At 71.2% G+C, this 23,880-nt stretch carries 16 protein-coding genes; 10 read left to right on the top strand and 6 right to left on the bottom strand.

Going from position 1 to position 23,880, the window contains the following annotated elements; translation table 11 throughout:
* Positions 1-8 precede the first annotated feature (8 nt).
* Positions 9-2,945 (top strand): SUKH-4 family immunity protein, encoded by a 2,937-nt coding sequence (locus OHT77_RS19250; protein ID WP_328829744.1) that lies wholly within the window; start codon positions 9-11, stop codon positions 2,943-2,945.
* A 237-nt stretch (positions 2,946-3,182) separates the two neighbouring features.
* On the top strand, positions 3,183-4,070 hold the full coding sequence (locus tag OHT77_RS19245; RefSeq protein ID WP_328829742.1) for a cellulose-binding protein: 888 nt from the start codon (positions 3,183-3,185) through the stop codon (positions 4,068-4,070).
* A 95-nt stretch (positions 4,071-4,165) separates the two neighbouring features.
* Here OHT77_RS19245 and OHT77_RS19240 read toward each other — a convergent pair whose 3' ends face one another.
* From OHT77_RS19240 to OHT77_RS19225, 4 genes are all read right to left on the bottom strand, one after another.
* Complete coding sequence (locus OHT77_RS19240; protein WP_328829741.1) at positions 4,166-4,768, bottom strand: hypothetical protein; 603 nt, start codon at positions 4,766-4,768, stop codon at positions 4,166-4,168.
* On the bottom strand, positions 4,765-6,486 hold the full coding sequence (locus OHT77_RS19235) for a PHP domain-containing protein (protein ID WP_328829739.1): 1,722 nt from the start codon (positions 6,484-6,486) through the stop codon (positions 4,765-4,767). Before OHT77_RS19235 ends, OHT77_RS19240 begins: the two co-directional genes overlap by 4 nt.
* Positions 6,487-6,612: 126 nt before the next feature.
* Positions 6,613-8,298, bottom strand: coding sequence for a sodium/solute symporter (locus OHT77_RS19230; protein WP_328829738.1), 1,686 nt, complete (start codon positions 8,296-8,298; stop codon positions 6,613-6,615).
* The gene (locus tag OHT77_RS19225) at positions 8,295-8,768 is read right to left on the bottom strand and encodes a DUF485 domain-containing protein (protein WP_328829737.1); all 474 of its coding nucleotides are present in this window, start codon (positions 8,766-8,768) and stop codon (positions 8,295-8,297) included. Before OHT77_RS19225 ends, OHT77_RS19230 begins: the two co-directional genes overlap by 4 nt.
* Positions 8,769-9,118: 350 nt before the next feature.
* Here OHT77_RS19225 and OHT77_RS19220 point away from each other — a divergent pair, with 350 nt between their 5' ends.
* The 3 genes from OHT77_RS19220 to OHT77_RS19210 are packed head-to-tail and all read left to right on the top strand — an operon-like array spanning position 9,119 to position 11,649.
* Positions 9,119-9,412, top strand: coding sequence for a polyprenyl synthetase (locus tag OHT77_RS19220; protein ID WP_328829736.1), 294 nt, complete (start codon positions 9,119-9,121; stop codon positions 9,410-9,412).
* Positions 9,402-10,457, top strand: a complete 1,056-nt coding sequence (locus OHT77_RS19215) for a polyprenyl synthetase family protein (protein WP_328829735.1) — start codon at positions 9,402-9,404, stop codon at positions 10,455-10,457. The genes OHT77_RS19220 and OHT77_RS19215 overlap by 11 nt, the downstream gene beginning before the upstream one ends.
* Positions 10,458-10,488: 31 nt before the next feature.
* The gene (locus OHT77_RS19210) at positions 10,489-11,649 is read left to right on the top strand and encodes an oxygenase MpaB family protein (RefSeq protein ID WP_328829733.1); all 1,161 of its coding nucleotides are present in this window, start codon (positions 10,489-10,491) and stop codon (positions 11,647-11,649) included.
* 12 nt (positions 11,650-11,661) lie between these two features.
* On the opposite strand, the gene OHT77_RS19205 is transcribed toward OHT77_RS19210, so the two are convergent.
* Positions 11,662-13,200, bottom strand: coding sequence for an MFS transporter (locus OHT77_RS19205; protein ID WP_328829732.1), 1,539 nt, complete (start codon positions 13,198-13,200; stop codon positions 11,662-11,664).
* 380 nt (positions 13,201-13,580) lie between these two features.
* Between OHT77_RS19205 and OHT77_RS19200 the strand changes: the two genes are divergently transcribed.
* The 3 genes from OHT77_RS19200 (at position 13,581) to mfd (ending at position 20,797) form a co-directional block, all read left to right on the top strand.
* Positions 13,581-14,369 (top strand): ABC transporter ATP-binding protein, encoded by a 789-nt coding sequence (locus tag OHT77_RS19200; protein WP_328829731.1) that lies wholly within the window; start codon positions 13,581-13,583, stop codon positions 14,367-14,369.
* Positions 14,366-16,939, top strand: a complete 2,574-nt coding sequence (locus OHT77_RS19195) for an ABC transporter permease (RefSeq protein ID WP_328829729.1) — start codon at positions 14,366-14,368, stop codon at positions 16,937-16,939. Before OHT77_RS19200 ends, OHT77_RS19195 begins: the two co-directional genes overlap by 4 nt.
* A 327-nt stretch (positions 16,940-17,266) precedes the next feature.
* The gene (gene mfd / locus OHT77_RS19190; RefSeq protein ID WP_328829728.1) at positions 17,267-20,797 is read left to right on the top strand and encodes a transcription-repair coupling factor; all 3,531 of its coding nucleotides are present in this window, start codon (positions 17,267-17,269) and stop codon (positions 20,795-20,797) included.
* A 406-nt stretch (positions 20,798-21,203) separates the two neighbouring features.
* Here the strand turns inward: mfd and OHT77_RS19185 are convergent, their stop codons facing one another.
* Positions 21,204-21,875, bottom strand: coding sequence for a TetR/AcrR family transcriptional regulator (locus OHT77_RS19185; RefSeq protein ID WP_328829727.1), 672 nt, complete (start codon positions 21,873-21,875; stop codon positions 21,204-21,206).
* A gap of 106 nt (positions 21,876-21,981) precedes the next feature.
* On the opposite strand from OHT77_RS19185, the gene OHT77_RS19180 reads away from it, so the two are divergent.
* A complete protein-coding gene (locus tag OHT77_RS19180; protein WP_328829726.1) occupies positions 21,982-22,890 on the top strand; it encodes an SCO6745 family protein in 909 nt (302 codons plus the stop codon).
* Between the two features lie 237 nt (positions 22,891-23,127).
* Positions 23,128-23,853, top strand: coding sequence for an HNH endonuclease family protein (locus tag OHT77_RS19175; RefSeq protein WP_328829725.1), 726 nt, complete (start codon positions 23,128-23,130; stop codon positions 23,851-23,853).
* Positions 23,854-23,880 lie beyond the last annotated feature (27 nt).

Genomic DNA, 23,880 nt, shown 5'->3' with positions numbered 1-23,880 from the left:
ACTGAACGATGGTGACCTTCGCACAGGCGCAGGAGCGCGCCGAGGAGTGGATCAACGGCGATGTGCCGTCGTACCAGCATCGCGAGGTGCGGGTGCGGGAGTTCGACCTCGGCTTCGTGATCTGGGCCGAGGACCGCGCCGACGGCCCGCGCTCGGACGGCGGCGCGCAACGCATGGTGCTCGCCCGCGACACCGGCGAGGCCACGCTGTGGCCCGCCCTGCCGGTGGGTGAGGTCGTGCGCCGCTACGAGGAGGAGTACGGCCGCGCCGACGAGATCGCCGACGCGGTGCCGGCCGCTCCCGCGCGGGTCGACCTGAATCAGACGTCGTTCCTGCTGAGTCCGCCGGAGTGGTTGCAGGAAGCGGCGGACAAGCTGGGGATTCCGGATCGGCGGGAGCCCTCCTCTTCGACTCCGGCCGGTGGTACGGGGGTTGGGGCTCAGGGTTCGAGTTCGGGTTCGGGTCATGGTTCCGCGGGGCGGGCGCTTCCCGAGACTCAGGCCGGGGTGCCTGCCGCTTCGGCCTGGCCGGATGCCGGGGGGTCCGGGGTGCAGGACGCGCCCGCGGTGCCTGCCGGGGCCACGCCCTGGGCCGGGACCGACACCAACGCGGATGCCGGCGACGACCGTTCGGTACCGCTGCCCGCGACCGTCTTCGCGCCGCCGCTGAGCGAGCCGGAGGACACGACCCCGGCCGAGGCCAAGACCGCGCTGATCTCCGGCGGCAGCCAGCTTCCGCGCACGACGATCTCTCCGGCCGTGGATGAGGCCAACGGTGGGGCCGGGGACGGAAGTTCGCAGGGGAGCACGCCTCCGTCGTATGGGTATCCGCAGGGTGCTCCGCAGGCTCCGGGTGGGCCGGGTGCGGGTGCGTCCGGTTCGTCGTACGGGTATCCCCAGGGGCCGGGTGGCAACGCGCCTCAGCCTCCCGGCGGTCCCGGTGCGCCGGGGCGGGCGCTCGCGCCCAACGCCGGGGACATCGCCGACGCCGCCACCAGCAAGGCGGCGCCTCCGCCGCGCCGGGGCGGGGGTTCGACGACCCCGCCTCCGCCGGGTGCGCCGGGGACGCCGGGTGCGCGGGCGGGCGGTTCGGCCGGTTCGCCTCCGCCTCCGCCGGCTTCTCCGCCGCCGCCCGGTGGGTATGTGGCGACGCAGATGGTTCCGGGGCTCGGTCCGGAAGGGCCGGGCGGGCCCGGTGGGCCTGGTGGGCCTGGTGGGCCTGGTAATGCGGGTGGTCCGGGGGCTCCGGGTAGGCCCGGGGGTCCCGTGGGCTCGGGTGGGCCTGGTGGTCCGGGTGGGCCCGGTGCGCCGCAGCCGCCCGGCGCGCCCGGTGCTCCGAACACCCCCGGGGGTCCGCCCTCCGGTGGAGTGCACTACGCCGCGACGATGTTCGCCGACCCGGGTCAGGGTGGGCCCGCAGGGCCGGGGGCGCCGCAGCCGCCTGGTGCCCCTGGGGTGCCGCACGCGCCCGGTGCTCCCGGTGTTCCGGGTGCGCCCAAGTCACCCGGTGGGCCTGGTGGTTCAGGTTCTTCCGGCGCGTCCGGTGGCCCCGGCCGACCTGGCGCTCCGGGTGCGCCCGGTGCGCCCGGTGCCCCCGGTGGCGCTGGTGGTCCCGGCGCCCCCCAGCCGCCGAGTGCCCCCGGCATGCCCGGCGCCCCTGGTGCGCCCGGTGCACCCGGTGCGCCCGGCAACCCTGGTTCCCAGGGCGGAGCCCGCGGTGCTGTGCATCATGCGGAGACCATGCTTGCCGGGCCTCCGCCGGGTGGTCCCGGTGTGCCGCCTCCGCCGCCGCCTCAATTCCCGGGTGCGCCCGGTGCGTTGGGTGGCCCCGGTGTGCCGCCGGGCGCTCCGCCGCAGCCGATGCCGCCGGGTGCGGTACCTCCTGGTGCCGTGCCTCCCGGCGCGATGCCGCCGCCGGGGCAGCCCTTCCCGGGGCAGCAGCAGCCCGCGTACGGCTATCCCCAGCAGGGGCAGCCGACCGTAGGACCGGGGTATCAGGCCGTGTTGCGGTACCGCGCGCCGGACGGGTCCGAGCAGCAGTTGATCCGGCGGTCCGCGCCGGGGACGCCGCACCCGGAGTGGCAGATCTTCCACGAGCTGCGCGGCATGAACATCCCGCCGGACCAAGTCCTCGAACTGCACACGGAGTTGGAGTCCTGCGAACTGCCGGGCGCCTACTGCGCGCGGATGATCCGCGAACAGTGGCCGCAGGCCCGCATCGCGAGCATCGCGCCGTACGGCACGGATCACGCGAGCCGGCAGCAGGGCATGCGTGAACTCCTCGCCCACCAGGGCGAGTTGCACCAGGTCGCCGACGGCCCGGCCCGACTCGCCCCGGTGCGGGCGCCGTTGCCGCCGGTGCAGCCGACGCCGCCGATCCCGCCGGAGGCCATCGCGCAGGAACTCGCGGGTGCCTTCGGGCCGGGCGTGTTCCGGTTCGAGCAGGCGGCGGTGTCCCGGCAGGGCGTACCGCCGGTCGTCGCGCACACGCTGGTCGCGGCGGGGCTGCCGATGGACATGGGCCCGTTCTTCTGGGCGCAGGCCCAACCCGGGCGCCCCGTACCGACGTTGGCCGAACTCGCGCAGGAGCGCGGGGTGCGGCCGTCCGCCGACGCGGGCTCGTACCTCGTCATGGGCAGCGACTTCGGCCGCGCGATCTGCGTCCAGTACGGCACGGCCAACATCGTCGCCGTGCCCGTCGAGGCGGGGCCGGGCGGTGCGCCCGTACCGCCGCAGTTCGTGAACACGGGGCTGCCCGAGTTCGCGCGCTGTCTGGCGCTGCTCGGCCGGATGTGGCGGCTGCGGTACGGGCTCAACCAGGAGCAGGCGGGGCGCTGGACCGTCGACTTCCAGGCGCAGCTCGCCTCGCTGGACCCGGCGGCGCTCGGTTCGCCCGAGAGCTGGTGGTCCGTGTTGCTGGAGCAGATGTGGGACGGGCTGCTGTGACGCCTTTGTTCAGCTGAACAGGTTGTAGGGAGTTGTGAGGAAGGGCCGGACCCGGTCGTGCGATCGGGTCCGGCCCCTCTGCGTGCCCGTGTGCCCGTGTGCGCCGGTGATCGTTCACGTTCGCGTGATGCCCGTGACCTGTCTGCGGAGTGTCGCGTTATGAACACTTACGCCCGATCCATCAAGATATGCGGCAAATCATCATGTCGTGTCCGTCGGATGGAGAGGGGTTCCAGGATGAGCAGCGCAACGGTGTCACCACGTGGCTTCGTGGCCGTACGGGGGCGCGGCTACCGACCCGACCAGGTCGACGCGTACGCGGCGGCGATCTCGCAGTACCGGGACGTGGCCTGGGAACGGGCCGCGCGGCTGACCGTGCTGGCCAAGGACATGGAGGCGGAGGCCGAGCGGATGCGGGAGGCCGTCTCCCGGCTGGCGCCGCAGACGTACGAGGCGCTCGGCGAGCGCGCGCACCAGTTGTTCCGGCTGGGTGAGGAAGAGGCGGCCGCGCTACGGGAGTCCGCGCGGCGTGCGGCGCAGGAAGAGGTCGCGCAGGCCGAGGCGCACGCCGCGAGTGTGCTCCAGGCGGCGCGCGACGAGGCGGACGCGCTGCGTACGGAGGCGGAGGAGCGGGCCCGGCATCGGCTTCTCGCCGCCCGTGCCGAGGCCGACGACATCCGGATCGGGGCTCGGCGCGAGGTGAAGGAAGGGCGCACCGAGGCGTTGTCCGCGTTGCGCGAGGTGCGGCAGCGGACGGCGGCGATGCTGGGGGAGCAGGCCAAGGAGCAGGACGAGCGGTGGGCCCTCGCTGAGCGGGAGGCGGCTGAGCGGGTGGCTGCCTTTGACGCGGAGTATGCCGAGCGGGTGGCTTGCGCGGAGGCGGCCTTGAGCGAGGCCGAACAGGCCCTCGCCGAGGCCGAGTTGTCGGATCGGCGGTGGCAGGAGGACGCGGCCGAGCGGGCGGCGGAGGTGGTGGCGGAGGCTCGGGTGCGGGAGGAGCGGGTCGCGCGGGACACGGAGCGGGTACTGCGGGAGCACGGGGAGACCTGGGATGACGTGCGGGCGCATATGGATCACGTGCGGAACAGTCTGACCACGCTCACTGGGCGGGCGCCGGCTGAGTGACGTGCGGGGCGCGGTTGTGGGGACGCGGCGGCCGGTGGGGGCCGGTCGCGCCCACGCTGCGGAGCCGCATCTCGATACCGCCCCGCGCCCCTGGGTCAGTTGGGGTGATCGGCGCAGCAAGGTGTCGGGTTGGGGACCTCGAAGGGGGCCAGGGTGTTGCCCACCGCCGGCACCAGGGCCAGAACCAGTTGGCCCTCGTGCCATTCGGGGCGTACGTGGTCCTGGGTGAGGATCGGGGTGGTGGGGTCCGGGGTCGTCAACGGGGCTCCTACCACCCTCAGTTGGTCGATCGCCGTTGAGTTCAGCAGGTCGGCCACCGTGACCGTGCCGGTGAGGCGGTCCACGCCCGCGTAGAGCACCGCTCGGCCCGACCGGCGTGCCGCGTGCTCGGCCGCCGCGAAGGCCGCCGCCTCGGCCGGGCCGTGGCTGCGGTCGTCCCAAGTCGCGGCCAGGTCCATCTCCGTGAGGTGGCGCCAGATGTCCTCCAGCCGTTCCCCGTCCTCCGGCAGCGCGAGGGAAACCGCTGTTCCCCTGCGGGTCTCCGTGCGGATCAGGTGGGTGCAGGCGACCGTGTCCGGGGGAAGCGCGAGGGTGGCGGAGAGGTCGCGGATCAGGTGGTCCGCCTCGCGGAGGGTGGTCGTGCCGGCGTCCACCCCTATGACGGAGTGGACGCCGGACGGGTCGTAGGGACCGCTCATGCGGGGAGGACCCACATCGGGTTGGAGTAGAACCAGAGGTCCTTCCACGGGTCGGCGTCGCCGAGGACGTCCATCGCCGGGCCCGCGGGGTCCACGGACGCGCCGTTGATGCCTACGGCGGAGCGGTTGCCGTCGGTGCCGCGGAGGCGGACGTAGACCGGCTTGTCGAGGCGGCCGAGGGAGTACGTGAGGCGGACGGTGCCGTTGGCCTTGTCGACCTCGAAGGACTTGACGACCTTCGTCTTCGGGGTGGCGAACACGTCCCGGTCCTTCACCGGGCCGGTGACGTCGCCCTGGATGACGTCGACTCGGGCCAACTTGGGCTGGAACTGGGCCCAGTTGGGGCCGTTCGCCAGGCTGATCCTGATGGTCAGGTCTACCTGTGCGCCTCGGCGTACGTGCAGTGCGCCGCCGAGGGTGACCTCGCGGCCGCCGTAGGACAGGCGGGCGTCGAGGCCGCTGATCAGGCCGCCGTGGTCGACCCAGACGCGGCCCGCGCGGATGCCGTCCATGACCGCCTTGTACGAGAAGGAGGCCGCGCCGACGTGCGTGCGGGAGTACTGGCCGGGCCAGAAGTCGGTGTCGGTGAGGCTGATGCCGCCGCTGTACACCGGGTCGTTGTAGCGGCCGTTGGCCTCGAAGTCGCTGTTCGGGCCGCGCACCGCCGTGTCCGCGTACACGTTGTGGGAGTCGGAGTTGGCGGTGATCCACCACGGCTTGCCCTCGGCGAGGAGGCTGTCCCACAGGCCGCCGACCGTCGACGTCATCCAGTCGAAGCCGCCCCAGGTGCGGTAACTCTCCAGCGGATAACCGGGGAACGAGTCCGCGCTCGGGCTGCCGTCGTAGATGCCGCGACCGCCGCCGGGGCCGTTCGGCTTGGGGATGCCGCCCGCTTGGTGGCCGGGCGCGCCCTCCATGCCGACCGCGATCGACGGCTGCGCGTCGCGCCAGCCCCGGATCTCGTGCGGGGAGTCGATGCCCTTGCGCGCCGGGTGGTTGGCGAGGAACAGCGCGTCCTTGACCTTGCGGCGGCGGACCTGGTCGGCGAGGAAGTTGACGCCCGCGATGGCGAGGGCCTCGTTGGCGGGCGAGTTGCCGCTCGCGTTCTTCACGCTGCCGTCGAAGGAGTTCTCGAACTCCTTGAGTACGGCGACCTCGTTGGAGCCGGGGTGCACGAACACCGTGCCGTGCTCGGCGCCCGGGATGTTCCACTCCAGGCCCTGGAAGACGAGGGTGTCATCGGTCTGGTCACGGGCCTCGACGATGTCCGGATTGACCTTCTCCACACCGATCTTGGCGTGCGCGACGCTGCCGTGGTCGGTGATGACCATCCAGTCCAGGCCGTGCGCGTTCGCCTGGCGTACGTGGTCGATGACCCGGTACTTGGCGTCGCTGCTGTACTGGGTGTGGATGTGGTGGTCGCCCGCCAGCCACAGGTATCGGCCGTTGCCCTGCGACGACTTGGCCGCCTGCTGCGGCGCCGACTGCTGCACCGACGCGGCTGCCTCCCCCGCGCCGGCGAGCACGCTGCCCGCGGCGAGTCCCGCGCCCAGCAAGCCGGTTCGGCGCAGCATGCCTCTTCGTGACAGCTGACTGGGCGTCAACTCGGTGTCCGGTATCGACGTGTCGAGGGCCGGAGGCAGCGACGAGGTGTCGCCGTCCCCGTGGTGGTGATGGTGGTGGTGACCGTGGTCGCCGTGACTGTGGCCGTGGCTCATGCTCAACTCCCGCTGAATGCAGGGACCTTCACGCTCGGACGTGCAGAGTCTGAGAAGGAGCGGTGAACAGCGGGAGTCGCGGTGGTGGTGTGGCAAAGAACGAGTCATGCACGGCTATAACCCCGGTCATGCGGTGCTTTTGCGCCGGTCATCCAGCGTGTCTCCCTGTGTGCCTGCGGTGTCTCTCCGTACCGGGCCGGCCAGGATCGACCCCTCCAACGCGTCGTACCGCCGCCGCTGTTCCTCCTCCGCGCGGCGGCCCGAGGCGACCGTGCCGAGCCAGCCGAAGGCGAAGCCGAGCGGGATCGTGACGAGGCCCGTCGTGGTGAACGGGAACCAGTTGAAGTCGGCGTGCGGGAAGGCGGCGGCGGGTGAGCCGGAGACCAGGTTCGTGCCCGGCATCAGCACCAGGACCGCGAGGGTGCCGCCGATCAGCGTGCTGAGCAGGCCTGTTCGGGTGTAGCGGCGCCAGAAGAGGCTGTAGACGAGGGCGGGCGCTATGGCCGAGGCGCCCAGGCAGAAGGACAGGGTCACCAGGGGTTGCAGGCCCCGGTGCTGGATCAGTGTCGCGAGCGCGATCGCCGGGACGCCCACCGCCAGCGCCGAGTAGCGGGCCAGCGTCATCTCGCGGCGGACCGGCATCTCCCGGACCCGGGTCGCGAAGACGTCGTGGGCAAGGGAGTTGGCGCAGGCGAGGATCATCCCGGCGACCGAGGCGAGCAGGGTGAGGAAGACGGCCGTGGTGACGGCGGTCAGGAGCAGGGTCTCCGCCGTCGACACGTCGGCCCCGAACACCGCCCGCGAGCCCAGCAGATAGGCCGTGTTGCCCTGCGGGTCGGCCTGCGCGACCGCCGCCCGGCCGACCAGCGCGGTGGCGCCGAACCCGACGACCGTCACGATCACCACGAACAGCGCCACGCTCGACACCGCCCACGACATCGACCGCCGCACCTGCCGGGCGCTCGACGCGGTGTACATGCGCATCGTTATGTGCGGGAGGCAGGCGCCGCCGATCACGACCGTCAGCTGTGAACTGATCATGTCCAGGCGGGGAGTCGGTCCCTCCGAGAACTGAAGTCCCGAGTGCAGGAAGGCCGGTCCTACGCCGCTCCTCCGCGCCGCCGTGTCGAAGAAGGCGCCCAGGTCCCAGTGGAAACGGTTCAGTACGAGTACGGCGATCACGGCGCCCGAGCCGAGCAGCATCACGATCTTCAGGATCTGGATGAGGGCGGTGCCCTTCATGCCGCCGATCGCCGCGTAGCTGATCATCAGCGCGCCGAGGCCGATGATGCAGCCGGTCTGGAGCGCGTCACCGGAGAAGCCGAGGATGAACGCCAACAGCTGGCCCGCGCCCGCGAGTTGGACCAGCATCAGCGGCAGCAGCGCGAGGATCGTCACCGTGCACGCGACGATCCGTACCGAACGGCCCGGCATACGGCGGGCGAACGCGTCGCCCATCGTGAACCGGCCCGCGTTGCGCAGCGGTTCGGCCAGCAGGAACATCAGCAGGAGCAGCGACAGGGCCGTGCTCAGCGCGAGCACCACGCCGTCGTAGCCGTACAGCGCGATCACTCCGCCGGTGCCCAGCACGCTCGCCGCGGAGATGTAGTCACCGGCTATGGCAAGGCCGTTGCGGAGCGGGGAGAGGGAGCCGTAGCCGGTGTAGAACTCGTCGAGGTCGTCGCGGTCCGGGCCCGTCATCACGCACAGCAGCAGGGTGATCGTGGCGACGCTGGTGAAGGCCACCAGCGACATGGTCTGCGAGGAGTCCCTGAGACCGGCCGCCGCGGTCACGGTGATCGTCCCGGTCATCGCGCGGCCTCCCGTCTGGCGTCCAGCTCGGCCCGCTTGCGGAAGCGGTCCGCGAGCGGGTCGACGTGCTGCCGGGCGGTGTGCTCGTAGAGCCCTATCGCCAGCCAGGTGACCGGCAGTTGGACCAGGGCGAGCAGCAGCCCGGTCGGCACCCCGCCCGTGACGGTGCTCGTCATCAGGCCGGGCGCGAACGCGGAGAGCCCGAGGAACAGGCAGAAGTAGCCGAGCGCGGCGGTGGTCGCCACCCGCCGCTGACGGCGGTACGCGCCGCGCAGGATGCGCAGGTCGCTGTGGTTGCCGAGGGCGGGGCGACGGGGGAGTCGGCGGCGCTCGGGCGGGGGCGGGGGTGGCTGCCAGGGGTAGGTGACGGTGGGCGGGGGTGAGGGGACGTACGGGGTGTACGGGTCGGGTGATGAACGCACATCATCCGGACGGTACGAATCATGCGGAGGGTACGGGTCGTAGGACATCCCGTGCTCCTTGCGTGGCTCGGGTCCGTGGCGGCGGACCGCAGGGAGTGGGCGAGCGAGCCACGCACGTTACTCGCCGGTTGGGGTATGTGGGTGCTTTTCGCCGAACTGGGCGGTCGGTACGGGGCGGGTGGGCGCCGGGCCCGTCAACCCCGCGCTGACCTCGGGTGTTACGCGAGTTGACGGTGTTTCCCGGGAACGGTGGAGGTGGGCACGGCGGTGGCGTCCGTACGGTCGAGCGAAGTGATCACCCGATCGTGAGTTTCCCCTCGGGGGTGCCCGGGCTGTCGCGATCCTGACAGAAGGGCGGGTGATCGGTGCCGTCCGGAAGTACTACGGGCGGGAGTGGCATGACACGGGCGGCGGAGCGGCACGAGGGCCTGGACGAACGGGCGTTGTTGCTGGCGGCGGGGCTGGCCGAGCTGGCGGTGAGCACGGTGGGGTCGGCCGTGGGATCGGCACTGGGGGCGGTGCGGGGGCTGCTGCTGCGGTCGGACGCGGGGGAGCTGGCGGGGGAGGCCGAGCGGGATCTCGCGGCGCGCGGGCGGCTTGTGCTGGACCGGTACACGGGGCTGCCCCCGGCGCATCTGGAGACCCTGGCCCGGCTCGCGCTCGCCCGGCAGGCCGCCGCCGATGACGTCTGACCGGTGGGAGTCGGCCGCGTTCAAGACGCGCGTCGACCAGGTGCTCCGGCGGTTCGTGGCGGAGGAGGCCGAGCGGTTCGCGGAGATCGACCCGGCGCTGGAGCCGGTCGCCGGGCAGCTGGAGGCCGCGGTCGCGGACGGCAAACGGCTGCGGGCGGCGTTCTGTTACTGGGGCTGGCGCGCGGTGGGCCAGCCCGACAGCGACGCGCTGGTGCGGGCGGCGGCCTCGATGGAGCTGGTGCACGCCGCCGCGGTCGTGCACGACGACCTCATCGACGAGAGCCCGCTGCGGCACGGCCGCCCCACCGCGCACATCGCGCTGCGCGGTGCCGTACGCCGCAGGCCGCGGGCCGTCGCGGCGGCCAGGTCGCTCGCCATGCTGGTGGGGGATCTGCTGATGGGCATGGCCGGGGAACTCTTCACCACCAGCGGTCTGCCGGCCGCGTATCTTGCCCGTGCCCGGCCGCTGTGGGCGGTGCTGGCACGGGAGTTGATCGCGGGCGAGTGCCTGGAGATCCTGCGGACCGGCGCCGAGCCGGACACCGGCGCGTCCTTGAAGGTGATCCGCTACAAGACCGCCAAGTACACCGTCGAACAGCCCCTGTTGATCGGCGGCGCGCTCGCCGGTGCCGGTGGCCGGCTGCGTGCGGGCTACTCGGCGTACGGGCTGCCGCTGGGCGAGGCCTTCCAACTGCGGGACGACGTCCTCGGCCTGTTCGGCGACCCGGAGGCCACCGGCAAGGCCAACGCCGACGACGTGCGCGGCCACCGGCCCACCGCCCTCCTCGCGGAGACCTGGCGCAGCGCCGGGACCGAGGACCGGGAGCGGCTGCGTGCGCTCATGGGTCAACGCTCGCTGAACGGCGAGGAGTTGGACTCGGTGCGCGCGACGATGCGGCGGCTGAAGGCGCCCGACCGCGTCGAGGGCATGATCGCCGCCCGAGTCGAGGAGGCGCTCGACGCCCTCCAGGAACTGAACCTCCCCGCCCCCGCCGAGGCCGCGCTGACCGCGCTGGCCCACTCGGCGTCGGCCCGCCTGTCCTGATCCGTGACCCGCGAACTCCCAGGAGATCCCCGTGACGTACACCGAGACCTCGATGGACGGCCTGCGCCGGGCCGGTGACGAACTCGCCGACGCCACCGTCGCCGCCCTGTTCGACCGCGGGGAGGTGGGCAAGTTCAACACCCTCATGCGCTACGTCTCCGTGGCGGGCGCCCCGTTGCCGGACGGCCTGCCGTCCGTGGCCCTGGAGTACCTCAACGCGACCAGCACACCGCCGAGTTGGGTCGACTGGGCCGAGATGGAGCGGGCCCGGCTGTTCTTCATCGACAACAACGTGCACATCTCCACCGCCCTGTCCTTCGCCTCCATGCCCGCCTGCTACGTCGTCCCGCCGGTGGCGAAGCTCCTGTCGGCCAGCCACGGGCTGCGGTACCCGTCCAAACGCATGGCGGAGACAGGGCAGTTCACCGTCTACCTGATGCGGCCCGACGCCTTCGAGGCAGGCAGCCGCTTCATCCCGGCCGCGCAGAAGGTCCGGCTCCTGCACGCCTCGATCCGCCACCACCTCCTGCGCGAGAACCAGTGGGACACGGGCGAGTTGGGGACGCCGATCTGCCAGGAGGACATGATCGGCGGGCAGATGTTCTTCTCCATGCTCGTCCTGGACAGCCTGCACCGGCTCGGTATCCACATGTCGACGGAGGGCGCCGAGGCCTACTACTACGCGTGGCGCGTGGTCGGCGCGATGCTCGGCGTCGACCAGGACGCCGTACCCAAGTCCCTTGAGGAAGCACGGCAGTTCCTCGACCTCTACATGCTGCGGCACATGGGCCCGTCCGAGGAGGGCGCCGTCCTGACCCGCCAGCTCATCGACCTCTACGAGGAGGTCGTCCCCGGCACCTTCTTCGACCCGGTCGTCTCCGCCCTCATCCGCCACCTCGTCGGTGACACCTGCGCCGACTGGCTCCAGGTGCCCCGCACCCGGTGGGACACGCTCGTCAAGGCCGTGCCCCACCTCCTCGGCGTCCTGGAGACCATCGAGGACCGTTCCCCGCTCGGCGCCTGGGCGTTGGATCGCCTCGGCCACCTCACCACCGTCCTGGAACTGTCCTCCCTGACCCGGGGCCGCGTCATGCACTACGCCATCCCGGAACAGCTCAAGAAGGACTACGGCGTCCCCAACTCGGTGCCGCGCACGCGCCGTTGGACACCGCCCGCCGCCACCGTCTCCTGAACTCCCCTCCCTTTACTGCTCCGTGAGGACCGGGAAGCGCCGCGGTGCCAGGAACAGCAGCACCAGGAAGGCGACCGCCGCCGCGCACCCGGCGCCGATGTACACCGCGTGCACCGCGTCCGCGATCGCCCGCCGGGTCGCCTCGGGGACCGCGCCGCCGTCGAGGCCCCGTGTCACCGAGTCCAGGTCGCTCGCGCCGCCGAGCCGGGAGGCCAGCACGCCGTTGGCGACGGCGCCGAAGACGGAGGCGCCGATCGTCTGGCCGGTCTGGCGGCAGAACAGCACGGACGCGGTCGTCACACCCCGCTCCTCCCACCCGACCGTCGACTGCACCCCGACGATCAGCGGGAGTTGGAAGAGTCCGAGGGCCGCGCCGAGCAGCAGCATCAGCACCATCGGCTGCCAGGCCGCGCCCGGGTACGGCAGGAACGGGAACGCGAACAGGATCAGCGTCGCCGCCCCGATCCCGAGCATCGCCGTGTTGCGGAAACCGATCCGCCGGTACACGTGCTGGCTCAGCGCGGCCGACACCGGCCAGCTCAACGTCCATACGGACAGCACGAATCCGGCCGCCACGGGCGCGAGCCCGAGCACCGACTGCGCGTACGTCGGCAGGAACACGCTCGGCGCCACCATCAGAAACCCCAGTGCGCCCAGGGCCAGGTTGACGGCCGCGATCGTACGGCGGCGCCACACCCACCCCGGGATGATCGGCTCGGCCGCCCGGCGCTCGATCGCCACGACGAGCCCGGCCAGCCCAAGTCCCAGGGCGAACAGGGCGATCGAGGGCGCGGACAGCCAGTCCCACGCGACCCCGCCCTGCACCAACGCCGTGATGAGGACGCCTCCGCAGGCGAACACCGCCAGTGCGCCGGCCCAGTCGATGCGGGGGCGGGCGGTGCGGGCGCGTGCCGGTTCGTGGAGGTAGCGGACGATCAGCCACAACGCCACCGCCCCGACAGGGAGGTTGACGAGGAAGATCCAGCGCCAGCCCGCGTACGCGGCGAGCAGCCCGCCCACCCCGGGGCCCGCGACCGCCGACACCGCCCACACCGTGGACAGCTTCGACTGGATCTTCGGGCGTTCCTTCAGCGGGTACAGATCGGCGGCGAGCGTCTGCACGGTGCCCTGCAGCGCACCGCCGCCCAGGCCCTGCACGATGCGGAACGCGATCAGCGCGCCCATGTTCCAGGCCACCGCGCACAGCAGCGAACCGGCGAGGAAGACCGCCGCCCCGACGATCAGCACCGGCTTGCGGCCGAAGGTGTCGGAGAGCTTGCCGTAGACGGGCAGCGTGACCGTCACGGCCAGCAGGTAGCCGGAGAACAGCCAGGAGAAGACGGAGAAGCCGCCGAGGTCGCCGACGATCTGCGGTACGGCGGTGGAGACGATGGTGGAGTCGAGGGCGGCCAGGGCCATCGCGAGCATCAGGGCCGCGACCACGGGGCCCCGGCGCCGGTCGGGAGGGGCCGGCGTGGGCTGCTCGGCCGCCTCGGGTCGTATCTCGGTGTCACTGTCCCCCTGGTCCACAGGAATCCTTTCCCCTTGCATCTATCTGCCGCGCACCAGCTTCCCACCTGACCCTCACGTCGCGGCAGGGCGGAAGCTCACAGGGTCACCGGGTGGACCGAACCCCTAGAGCGGCTCCACCCGACGGTGGAGAGCCCCTAGGGGTCCCTCCGTACTACGACCTGGGGACGGTTCGTACCGGCGGAGGAGGAGAAGGGGGAGGGGCCGTCCTTAACCTGGCTTTATGCCGCTGGGGGGCGGCATACCGAACCCAGGAGGGTGGGGTTTTCCCCCGGGAAAGACTGCGCTGAGCACCAGCGCGCCGGACCCCCTCCCGCCGACAGAATCATCGTCGTAACCAGTTGGAACACCTCGACCGGACACCGGCACGCACCTCTGCCGACCGACTTAGGAGACATACCGTGACATCGGCTGTGACCATTCCCAGGCACGGGGGTACTGGAGGGCGTACGGCCGTTGCCGCGCGAGCGCGGCAGGTCGTCAAGGCGTACGGAGCCGGGGAGACCCGCGTCGTCGCCCTCGACCATGTCGACGTGGACATCGCCCGCGGTCAGTTCACCGCGATCATGGGCCCCTCGGGGTCCGGCAAGTCCACGCTCATGCACTGCCTCGCCGGGCTCGACACCGTGACGTCCGGGCAGATCTACCTGGACGAGACCGAGATCACCGGCCTCAAGGACAAGAAGCTCACCCAACTCCGCCGCGACCGGATCGGGTTCATCTTCCAGGCCTACAACCTGCTGCCGACGCTGAACGCGCTGGAGAACATCACCCTCCCGATGGACATAGCCGGCCGCAAGCCCGACAAGGGCTGGCTCGCGCAGGTCGTGGAGACCGTCGGCCTCTCCAGCCGGCTCAAGCACCGGCCCAACCAGCTCTCCGGCGGTCAGCAGCAACGCGTCGCCGTGGCACGGGCGTTGGCGGCCCGGCCCGAGATCATCTTCGGAGACGAGCCGACCGGGAACCTCGACTCCCGTGCGGGAGCAGAGGTGTTGGGCTTCCTGCGCCGCTCCGTCGACGACCTGGGCCAGACCATCGTGATGGTCACGCACGACCCCGTGGCCGCCTCGTACGCGGACCGTGTCCTGTACCTCGCGGACGGCCGGATCGTCGACGAGATGTTCAAGCCCACCGCGGAGACCGTCCTCGACCGCATGAAGGACTTCGACGCGCGGGGGCGTACGTCATGACCGTCCTCAAGACCTCGATGCGCAACTTCTTCGCGCACAAAGGGCGGATGGCACTCTCGGCGATAGCCGTCCTGCTGTCGGTCGCCTTCGTCTGCGGCACGCTGGTGTTCACCGACACCATGAACACGACGTTCGACAAGCTCTTCGCGGCCACCGCGTCCGACGTGACGGTCATGCCGAAGGCGGCCAAGTCCGACGGCAGCACCCCGCAGAACGGACTGCCCGAGTCCCTGCCGGCCTCGACGGTCGCACAGGTGGCCAAGGCCCAGGGCGTCAAGTCCGCCGAGGGCGGCGTCAGTTCGATGAACGTGACGGTCGTCGACAGCGCCAACAAGAACATGGGCTCCTCGACCGGAGCGCCCACCATCGCGGGCAACTGGACGAAGAACGACCTGCGTTCGATGGAGATCACCTCCGGCCACGCCCCGCGCGGCCCGACCGAGACCATGGTCGACGCCGACACCGCCGACAAGCACCACCTCAAGATGGGCGACTCGCTGCGCACCATCTCCCAGACCGGTGACTTCACCGCGAAGATCGTCGGCATCGCCACCTTCAAGGTGACCAACCCCGGTGCGGCCGTCGTCTACTTCGACACCGCCACCGCGCAGCGCCAACTCCTGGGCGCCACCGGCCGGTTCACCCAGATCGGCGTCACCGCCGCGAGCGGTGTGACGGACACCCAGCTCAAGCAGAACGTGGCACAGACCCTCGCCTCGTCCGGGACGTACAAGATCCAGACGGCCAAGGAGAACGCCGACGAGAACCGCAAGGGCGTCGGCCAGTTCATGAACGTCATCAAGTACGCCATGCTCGGCTTCGCCGGGATCGCGTTCCTGGTCGGCATCTTCCTGATCATCAACACCTTCTCGATGCTGGTCGCCCAACGGACCCGCGAAATAGGCCTGATGAGGGCGATCGGGTCCTCCCGCAAGCAGGTCAACCGCTCGGTCCTGGTCGAGGCGACCCTGCTCGGGATCGTCGGCTCCGTCCTCGGCGTCGGCGCCGGGGTCGGGATCGCCGTAGGCCTGATGAAACTGATGAGCGCGGCGGGCATGGACCTGTCGACCCGGGACCTGACGGTCAAGTGGACCACCCCGGTGCTCGGCCTGCTCCTCGGCGTGATCGTCACCATCCTCGCCGCCTACCTCCCGGCCCGCCGGGCCGGCAAGGTCTCCCCGATGGCCGCGCTGCGCGACGCCGGTACACCGGCCGACGGCAAGGCCGGCTGGGTGCGCGGGCTGATCGGCCTGGTCCTGACCGGCGCCGGAATCGCCTCGCTGGTCGCGGCGGCCACCGCCAAGAAGGCGACGGACGGTTCGCTGGTCCTGGGCGCGGGCGTCGTGCTCTCCCTGATCGGCTTCGTGATCATCGGCCCGGTGCTCGCCAACGGAGTCGTCCGGGTCATCAGCCTGGTCCTCCTGCGGGCCTTCGGCCCTGTGGGGCGTCTGGCCGAACGCAACGCGCTCCGCAACCCCAGGCGTACGGGTGCCACGGGTGCGGCCCTGATGATCGGCCTCGCGCTGGTCGCCTGCCTCTCGGTGGTCGGCTCCTCGATGGTCGCCTCGGCCACGAGCGAACTCGACAAGTCCGTCGGCGCCGACTTCATCGTCCAGGGCAACCAGCGGATCGTGCCGCAGGCCGAGAAGGCGATGGAACACGCGCCCGACCTCGTCCACGTCACCCGCTACAAATTCCTCGACGTCACCCTCACCTCGCCCGACGGCCAGAAGGACACCGACGGCCTCACCGCCGCCGACCCGTCCTACGCCCAGGACCTGCGCCGCGCCACCACGGCCGGCGACCTGTCCGCCGCCTACGGCACCAACGCGATGTCGGTCGGCTCCAAGTACGCCAAGAAGCACGGCGTGCACCTCGGGGACACGATCAGCGTCGCCTTCAAGGGAGGCGACACGGCGAAGCTCAAGGTCGCCGCGATCACGGACGACGACGTGGCCATCGACCAGGGCGCGCGGTACACCAGCATCGCCACGATGCAGAAGTACCTCCCGGCGAACAAGATCCCGCCGAACGAGATCATGTTCGCCAAGGCCAAGGACGGCCAGGAGAAGCAGGCCTACGCGGCCCTGAAGAAGGCCATGGCCCCGTACCCGCAGTACCAGGTGCGCGACCAGACCGACTACAAGCAGGAACTGAAGGACCAGATCGGCCAGCTCCTGAACATGGTCTACGGCCTTCTCGCCCTCGCGATCATCGTCGCGGTCCTGGGTGTCGTGAACACCCTGGCCCTCTCGGTCGTCGAGCGGACCCGCGAGATCGGCCTCATGCGAGCGATCGGCATGTCCCGCCGCCAGCTCCGCCGGATGATCCGCATGGAGTCGGTCGTGATCGCCCTCTTCGGAGCGCTGCTCGGCCTGGGCCTGGGGATGGGCTGGGGCGCCACCGCCCAGCGGCTCCTCGCCCTGGAAGGCCTGAAGGTCCTGGAGATCCCCTGGGGCACGATCATCGCGGTCTTCATCGGCTCCGCCTTCGTGGGCCTGTTCGCCGCGCTGATCCCGGCGTTCCGGGCGGGCCGGATGAACGTCCTGAACGCGATCGCCACGGAGTAGCCACCAGAGCCACCGCCCAACGGGGGCAGGCCCGGCGCCGAGAAGTCACGGGGGACTTCTTGGCGCCGGGTCTGTTTGTCGTCGTGGGATTTGTTTTTTCTTTGCGGGTGACTTTGTGGCGGACCGAGTCGGGCGGTGGGTGGGCACAGGCCGGGGGTCCAGGGGGCGGAGCCCCCTGGTGCGTCAACAGCAGCGCGGGGTGCCGGAAAAGCGCGGTTATCCACAGCCCCGGCACACGGCAGCGCACCGACGTACGCTGGATACCCCCCGGCCCACCACTCGCGTCGGGCCCTTCGTGTTGCCCACCCCCCAGACGGAAAGCCCTCCATGAGCCTGCACGGTCTGCTCGACGCCGTAGTCAAGGACCCCGCCCTCGCGGAAGCGACCAAGGCGGCGGCCGACGGCAACCGCATGCACATCGACCTGGTCGGCCCCCCGGCGACCCGCCCCTTCGCCGTGGCGGCACTGGCCCGCGAGACCGGCCGCACGGTCCTCGCGGTGACCGCGACCGGCAGGGAGGCCGAGGACCTCGCCGCGGCCCTGCGCTCACTGCTCCCGCCGGACGGAGTCGTGGAGTACCCGTCCTGGGAGACCCTCCCGCACGAGCGGCTGAGCCCGCGCAGCGACACCGTGGGCCGCCGCCTCGCCGTCCTGCGCCGCCTCGCCCACCCCAGGGAGGACGACCCGGAGACGGGCCCGGTCTCCGTCGTGGTGGCGCCCGTGCGGTCCGTGCTGCAACCGCAGGTCAAGGGTCTCGGAGACCTGGAGCCGGTCGCCCTGAGGACGGGCCAGACCGCCGACCTGAACGCGATCGTGGACGCTCTCGGAGCCGCCGCGTACGCGCGCGTGGAGCTCGTCGAGAAGCGCGGCGAGTTCGCCGTACGAGGCGGCATCCTGGACGTGTTCCCGCCCACCGAGGAACACCCCCTGCGCATCGAGTTCTGGGGCGACGACGTAGAGGAGATCCGCTACTTCAAGGTCGCCGACCAGCGCTCCCTGGAGGTCGCCGAACACGGCCTGTGGGCACCCCCCTGCCGTGAACTCCTGTTGACGGAAGACGTCCGCACGCGTGCCCGTGCCCTCGCCGAACAGCACCCCGAACTGGGCGAACTGCTCGGCAAGATCGCCGAGGGCATCGCAGTGGAAGGCATGGAGTCGCTGGCCCCGGTGCTCGTCGACGACATGGAACTGCTGCTGGACGTGCTCCCCAAGGGCGCGATGGCCGTCGTATGCGATCCGGAGCGGGTCCGCACGCGTGCGGCCGATCTCGTCGCCACCTCGCAGGAGTTCCTCCAGGCCTCCTGGGCGGCCACCGCGGGCGGCGGCGAGGCACCGATCGACGTGGACGCGGCCTCCCTGTGGGCCATCGCGGACGTACGGGACCGGGCGCGCGAGCTCGACATGATGTGGTGGTCGGTGTCGCCGTTCGCCGCCGACGAAGAGCTCGACGCGGACACCCTGAAGCTCGGGATGCACGCCCCCGAGACGTACCGCGGCGACACCGCGAAGGCCCTCGCCGACACCAAGGGCTGGCTCGCCGACGGCTGGCGCACGGTCTTCGTCACCGAGGCCCACGGCCCCGCCGCCCGCACGGTCGAGGTCCTCGGTACCGAAGGCGTCGCCGCCCGCCTGGAGACGGAGCTGGGGGAGATCGAACCCTCCGTCGTCCACGTGGCGACCGGTTCGATCGACTACGGCTTCGTCGACACGGCGCTCAAGCTCGCCGTCCTCACCGAGACCGACCTCTCCGGCCAGAAGGCCGCAGGCAAGGACGGCGCCCGGATGCCGGCCCGCCGCCGCAAGACCATCGACCCGCTCACCCTGGAGGCGGGCGACTACATCGTCCACGAGCAGCACGGTGTGGGCCGCTACATCGAGATGGTGCAGCGCACGGTGCAGGGCGCCACGCGCGAGTACCTGGTCGTCGAGTACGCCCCCGCCAAGCGCGGCCAGCCCGGCGACCGGCTGTACATCCCGACCGACCAGCTGGAGCAGATCACCAAGTACGTCGGCGGCGAGTCCCCCACCCTGCACCGCCTGGGCGGCGCCGACTGGACGAAGACCAAGGCGCGCGCCAAGAAGGCCGTCAAGGAGATCGCGGCCGACCTGATCAAGCTGTACAGCGCCCGCATGGCCGCCCCGGGCCACACCTTCGGGCCGGACACGCCCTGGCAGCGCGAGCTGGAGGACGCCTTCCCGTACGTGGAGACGCCCGACCAGCTGACGACCATCGCCGAGGTCAAGGACGACATGGAGAAGTCGGTCCCGATGGACCGCCTGATCTGCGGCGACGTCGGCTACGGCAAGACCGAGATCGCGGTCCGCGCCGCCTTCAAGGCCGTCCAGGACGGCAAGCAGGTCGCCGTCCTCGTCCCGACCACCCTCCTCGTGCAGCAGCACTTCGGGACGTTCAGCGAGCGGTACTCGCAATTCCCGGTCAACGTAAGGGCGTTGAGCCGCTTCCAGACCGACACCGAGGCGAAGGCCACCCTGGAGGGCCTGCGCGAAGGCTCCGTGGACGTCGTCATCGGCACCCACCGCCTGTTCTCCTCCGAGACCAAGTTCAAGGACCTCGGCCTGGTCATCGTCGACGAGGAGCAGCGCTTCGGCGTCGAGCACAAGGAGCAGCTGAAGAAGCTGCGCGCCAACGTCGACGTCCTGACGATGTCCGCCACCCCGATTCCCAGAACCCTGGAGATGGCGGTCACCGGCATCCGCGAGATGTCGACGATCACGACGCCCCCGGAGGAGCGTCACCCTGTGCTGACGTTCGTCGGCCCCTACGAGGAGCGGCAGATCGGCGCGGCCATCCGCCGTGAACTCCTGCGCGAGGGCCAGGTCTTCTACATCCACAACCGCGTCGAGTCGATCGACCGCGCGGCGGCCCGGCTGCGCGAGATCGTCCCGGAGGCGCGCATCGCGACCGCCCACGGACAGATGTCGGAGCAGGCACTGGAGCAGGTCGTCGTCGACTTCTGGGAGAAGAAGTTCGACGTCCTGGTGTCGACGACGATCGTCGAGTCGGGCATCGACATCTCCAACGCGAACACGCTGATCGTGGAACGCGGCGACAACTTCGGTCTCTCGCAGCTCCACCAGCTCAGGGGCCGTGTCGGCCGAGGCAGGGAGCGCGGTTACGCGTACTTCCTGTACCCCCCGGAGAAGCCGCTGACGGAGACCGCCCACGAGCGCCTCGCCACCATCGCCCAGCACACGGAGATGGGCGCGGGCATGTACGTGGCGATGAAGGACCTCGAAATCCGGGGCGCGGGCAACCTGTTGGGCGGCGAACAGTCCGGCCACATCGCGGGCGTCGGCTTCGACCTGTACGTCCGCATGGTCGGCGAGGCCGTCGCGGACTACCGCGCCTCCCTGGAGGGCGGGGTCGAGGAGGAGCCGCCGCTGGAGGTCAAGATCGAGCTCCCGGTCGACGCGCACGTTCCCCACGACTACGCCCCCGGCGAGCGCCTGCGCCTCCAGGCCTACCGGTCCATCGCCTCCGCCAACACGGAGGAGGACATCAAGGCCGTACGCGAGGAACTCGTCGACCGCTACGGCAAGTTGCCCGAGCCGGTGGAGAACCTGTTGCTGGTGGCGGGCCTGCGCATGCTCGCCCGCGCGTGCGGCGTCGGCGACATCGTCCTCCAGGGCACCAACATCCGCTTCGCGCCGGTGGAGTTGAGGGAGTCCCAGGAGCTGCGCCTCAAGCGGCTCTACCCCGGGACCGTCATCAAGCAGGCCGCCCACCAGGTGCTCGTGCCGCGCCCGAAGACGGCGAAGGTGGGCGGGAAGCCGTTGGTCGGGCGGGAGTTGCTCGGGTGGGTGGGGGAGTTCTTGGCTTCGATTCTGGGGTCGTGAGGGTGGGGAGGGGTTCCCGGGGTTCGGGGGGCTCGGGGGATTCCGGTGATCCGGGGTTTCCGGGGTGTGGTCCTGGAGTTGTAGGGCGTCGGGGGCGTCGGGGGCGTCGGGGGCGTCGGGGGCGTCGGGGGCGCGGGTGGCGCTGAGGGTGCTGAGCGCACCGAGGGCGTCGCGGGAGGCACTGAGGGTGCTGAGCGCACCGAGGGCGTCGTAGGAGGGGCCGGTCGGTCGGGGTCGTAGAGGCGCCCGGCGGCCGGTCGCTTCGGGTTCGGCCGTGATCCGCTGGCTCCGGTCGCTCCGGTCGCTCCGGTCGCTCCGGTCGTGCCAGTCGCCCCGGTCGGTTTGGTCGATTCAGTCGCCTCAGCGGTCACGGAGCCCGGCTGCCGGCGGGAAGACCCCCGTCACGTCACTCGGCAGGTGCCTGGGACAGCATCGACGCCAGCGCCCGGAACACCTCCTCCGGGTCCCGCTCGCTCACCGCCCCGTCGAGGTTGTGGCCGAGCAGCAGCGTCGCGAAGCCGTGGGCCAGAGACCAGGCGGCGACACCGGCGAGGCGGGCGTCGGGGCCGCGGCCCTCGGGGGGTACGGCGGACACGGCGTGGCTCAGCGTGTCGGCGGCGAGGGCGCGGGCCGTGGTGAGTTCGAGGTCGCCGTCGCGGAGCAGTTCGGGCGCGAACATCACCTGGAAGTGCGCGGGGTGTTCGCGCGCGAAGCGTACGTAGCGGACGCCCGCGTCCTTCAGGTCCGCCGCCTCCCCGATCGCGCCCGCGAGCAGGCCGAAGCCCTCCGCCGCGATCGCCGTCAACAGCCCTGTGCGGTCCTTGAAGTGATGCGCCGGCGCCGCGTGCGAGACACCGGCACGGCGGGCGAGATCGCGCAGGCTCAGCGCGGACGGGCCGTCGACGGCGATGACGTCGAGCGCGGCGGTGAGGATGGCGCGGCGCAGATCGCCGTGGTGGTACGAGCGGCGGCTGCTCGCGGAGGCCTTGGCGTTCTTGGCGCTCTCGCTGGCGGTCTCGCCGCTCTCGGCGGTGCTCTCGGCGGTCCCGGCCGGCTTCGCGGGCTTGGCTGTGCTCATGGTCAGCAGCGTACGCCGAATCTAGGCATTGACAAGTTTGGGCGGGTGGGGCAATCTTGTCAGTGTCAAGTTGTGGAAGGACCGGGACGCGACGAGGAGTTACGTCATGTCGGAGAGCGTGCGGGGAGTGGAGACCACGAAAAGCCCCGTCACCGTGGAGCTGAGCCGCGTGCGCCAGCTCTGGCATCTGCTCGAACCTCTGCACGCTGTGCTGTATTACGCGCCGGAGGTCTTCGAGGAGGCCGCCGCCCTCGGGTACGGCACGGAGGAGCGCTGGCCGAGCTACTTCCCTTTGCGCGCCGCCCCGTTGGGCCCGGTCGGCAGTGAGCGCGTGACCTCCGCCTTCTATAGCTTCAGCCCCCGCATGGTCGCCGAGCACATGGGCTCGGCGTGGAGCGTCGCGAGCCCGGACGCCGTACTGCGGGCGAGGCTGCGCGGAATGGACCGGGCCTACCGCGCGATATTCGGCGACCGCGTCGACAGCCCCGAGCTGGCGGAGGCCGCCGCCTTGGCTCGCCGCGCCGCCGAGGCCGTCAACCTGGAGGGCCGCCCTCTCGCCGCGGCCAACGCCGAGCTGCCCTGGCCGGAGGAGCCCCACCTCCAGCTCTGGCAGGCGGCGACGATCCTCCGCGAACACCGCGGCGACGGCCACCTCGCCGCGCTCCTCGTCGCCGGCCTCGACCCGGTCGAGTCCCTGGTCTCCTTCGCCGCGATCGGTGCGGCCTCCGTCCAGCGCTTCGAGAGCCGAGGCTGGAGCCGGGACGAATGGACGGCGGCACGCGGACGGCTGGTGGTCCGAGGCGTCATAGACGACATGGGTACGGCGACGCGGGCGGGGCGCGAGCTGCGCCAGGAGGTCGAGCACCGCACCGACCGACTGGCCGCCGCGCCCTGGGAGTTGCTCGGCCGGACCGACACCGGCCGACTCACCGATCTGCTGGGGGAGTTCTGGGTCGCCGTCCTGGGGTCCGGGCTGCTGCCCTCGGAGTCGACGCTGGGCATCGGCAAGGTCTGAGTCGGCAAGGTCTGAGGATGAGGGGGCGTCACATCCGCTGCGGAGCAAGGGGAATAAGGAGAGGGGGTGAGGGAAGCCGGTACTTCGGCCTGTTCCACCGCTGCGGCACAGGCGAGTTGCGAGCCATGCGGGCTTAGGTCCTGTATGCCCGTGACGCGTCCGCCGCTACCGTGGGGACCAGGCAATATCCGCCCCTGCAGGGGCGGGGCCGGGTGAGCAAGGGGAGGGGCGCACGTGATGCGTCTGAGGGGTGGGGCGGCAATCGCCGCTCTGGTCATGTTGTCGGTCGCCGGATGCAAGACGGACACCACGGGGACGGGCGACTCCGGACCCGAGGCGACGGCCGGCGGAGGCGGTGGCGGGGGAGCGGCCCTGACCGCCGCCCAGGCTCTGCCCGTGAAGGGGCGTGCGCCGAAGACCGGTTACTCCCGTGAGCGGTTCGGCGCCGCCTGGGCCGACACGGACTCCAACAGCTGCGACACCAGGGACGACATCCTCAAGCGGGACCTGAAGCAGGTGAAGTTCACCGACGGCGACTGCAAGGTGTCGTACGGCGTCCTCGAATCCGATCCGTACTCCGGCAAGGAAGTCGTCTACAAGCGCGGCGCCAGCCTCGTCGACATCGACCACCTGGTCGCCCTCTCCGACGCCTGGCAGAAGGGCGCCAAGTACTGGGACGCCAGCAAGCGCATAGCTCTCGCCAACGACCCGCTCAACCTGCTCACCGTCGGTGCCAGCCCCAACCGCAGCAAGGGCGACGGCGACACGGCCACCTGGGTGCCGCCCAAGGCGTACCGCTGCACGTATGTCGCCGCGCAGGTCGCCGTGAAGAAGAAGTACGGCCTGTGGGTCACGTCGGCGGAGAAGGCCGCGATGGTCAAGGTCCTCTCCACCTGCTCGAAGCAGGCCCTCCCGACCGGGGGCAACCCGACGAACGCACCGGCGAGGTTCCACGCGAACTGAGGTGGCGTGAGCGGCGGTCTCGCTGGA

This window comes from Streptomyces sp. NBC_00252, assembly GCF_036187565.1.
Taxonomy (GTDB): domain Bacteria; phylum Actinomycetota; class Actinomycetes; order Streptomycetales; family Streptomycetaceae; genus Streptomyces.
The sequence above is the reverse complement of the archived record's forward strand: the minus strand, read 5'-3'. Positions and strand labels throughout refer to the sequence as shown.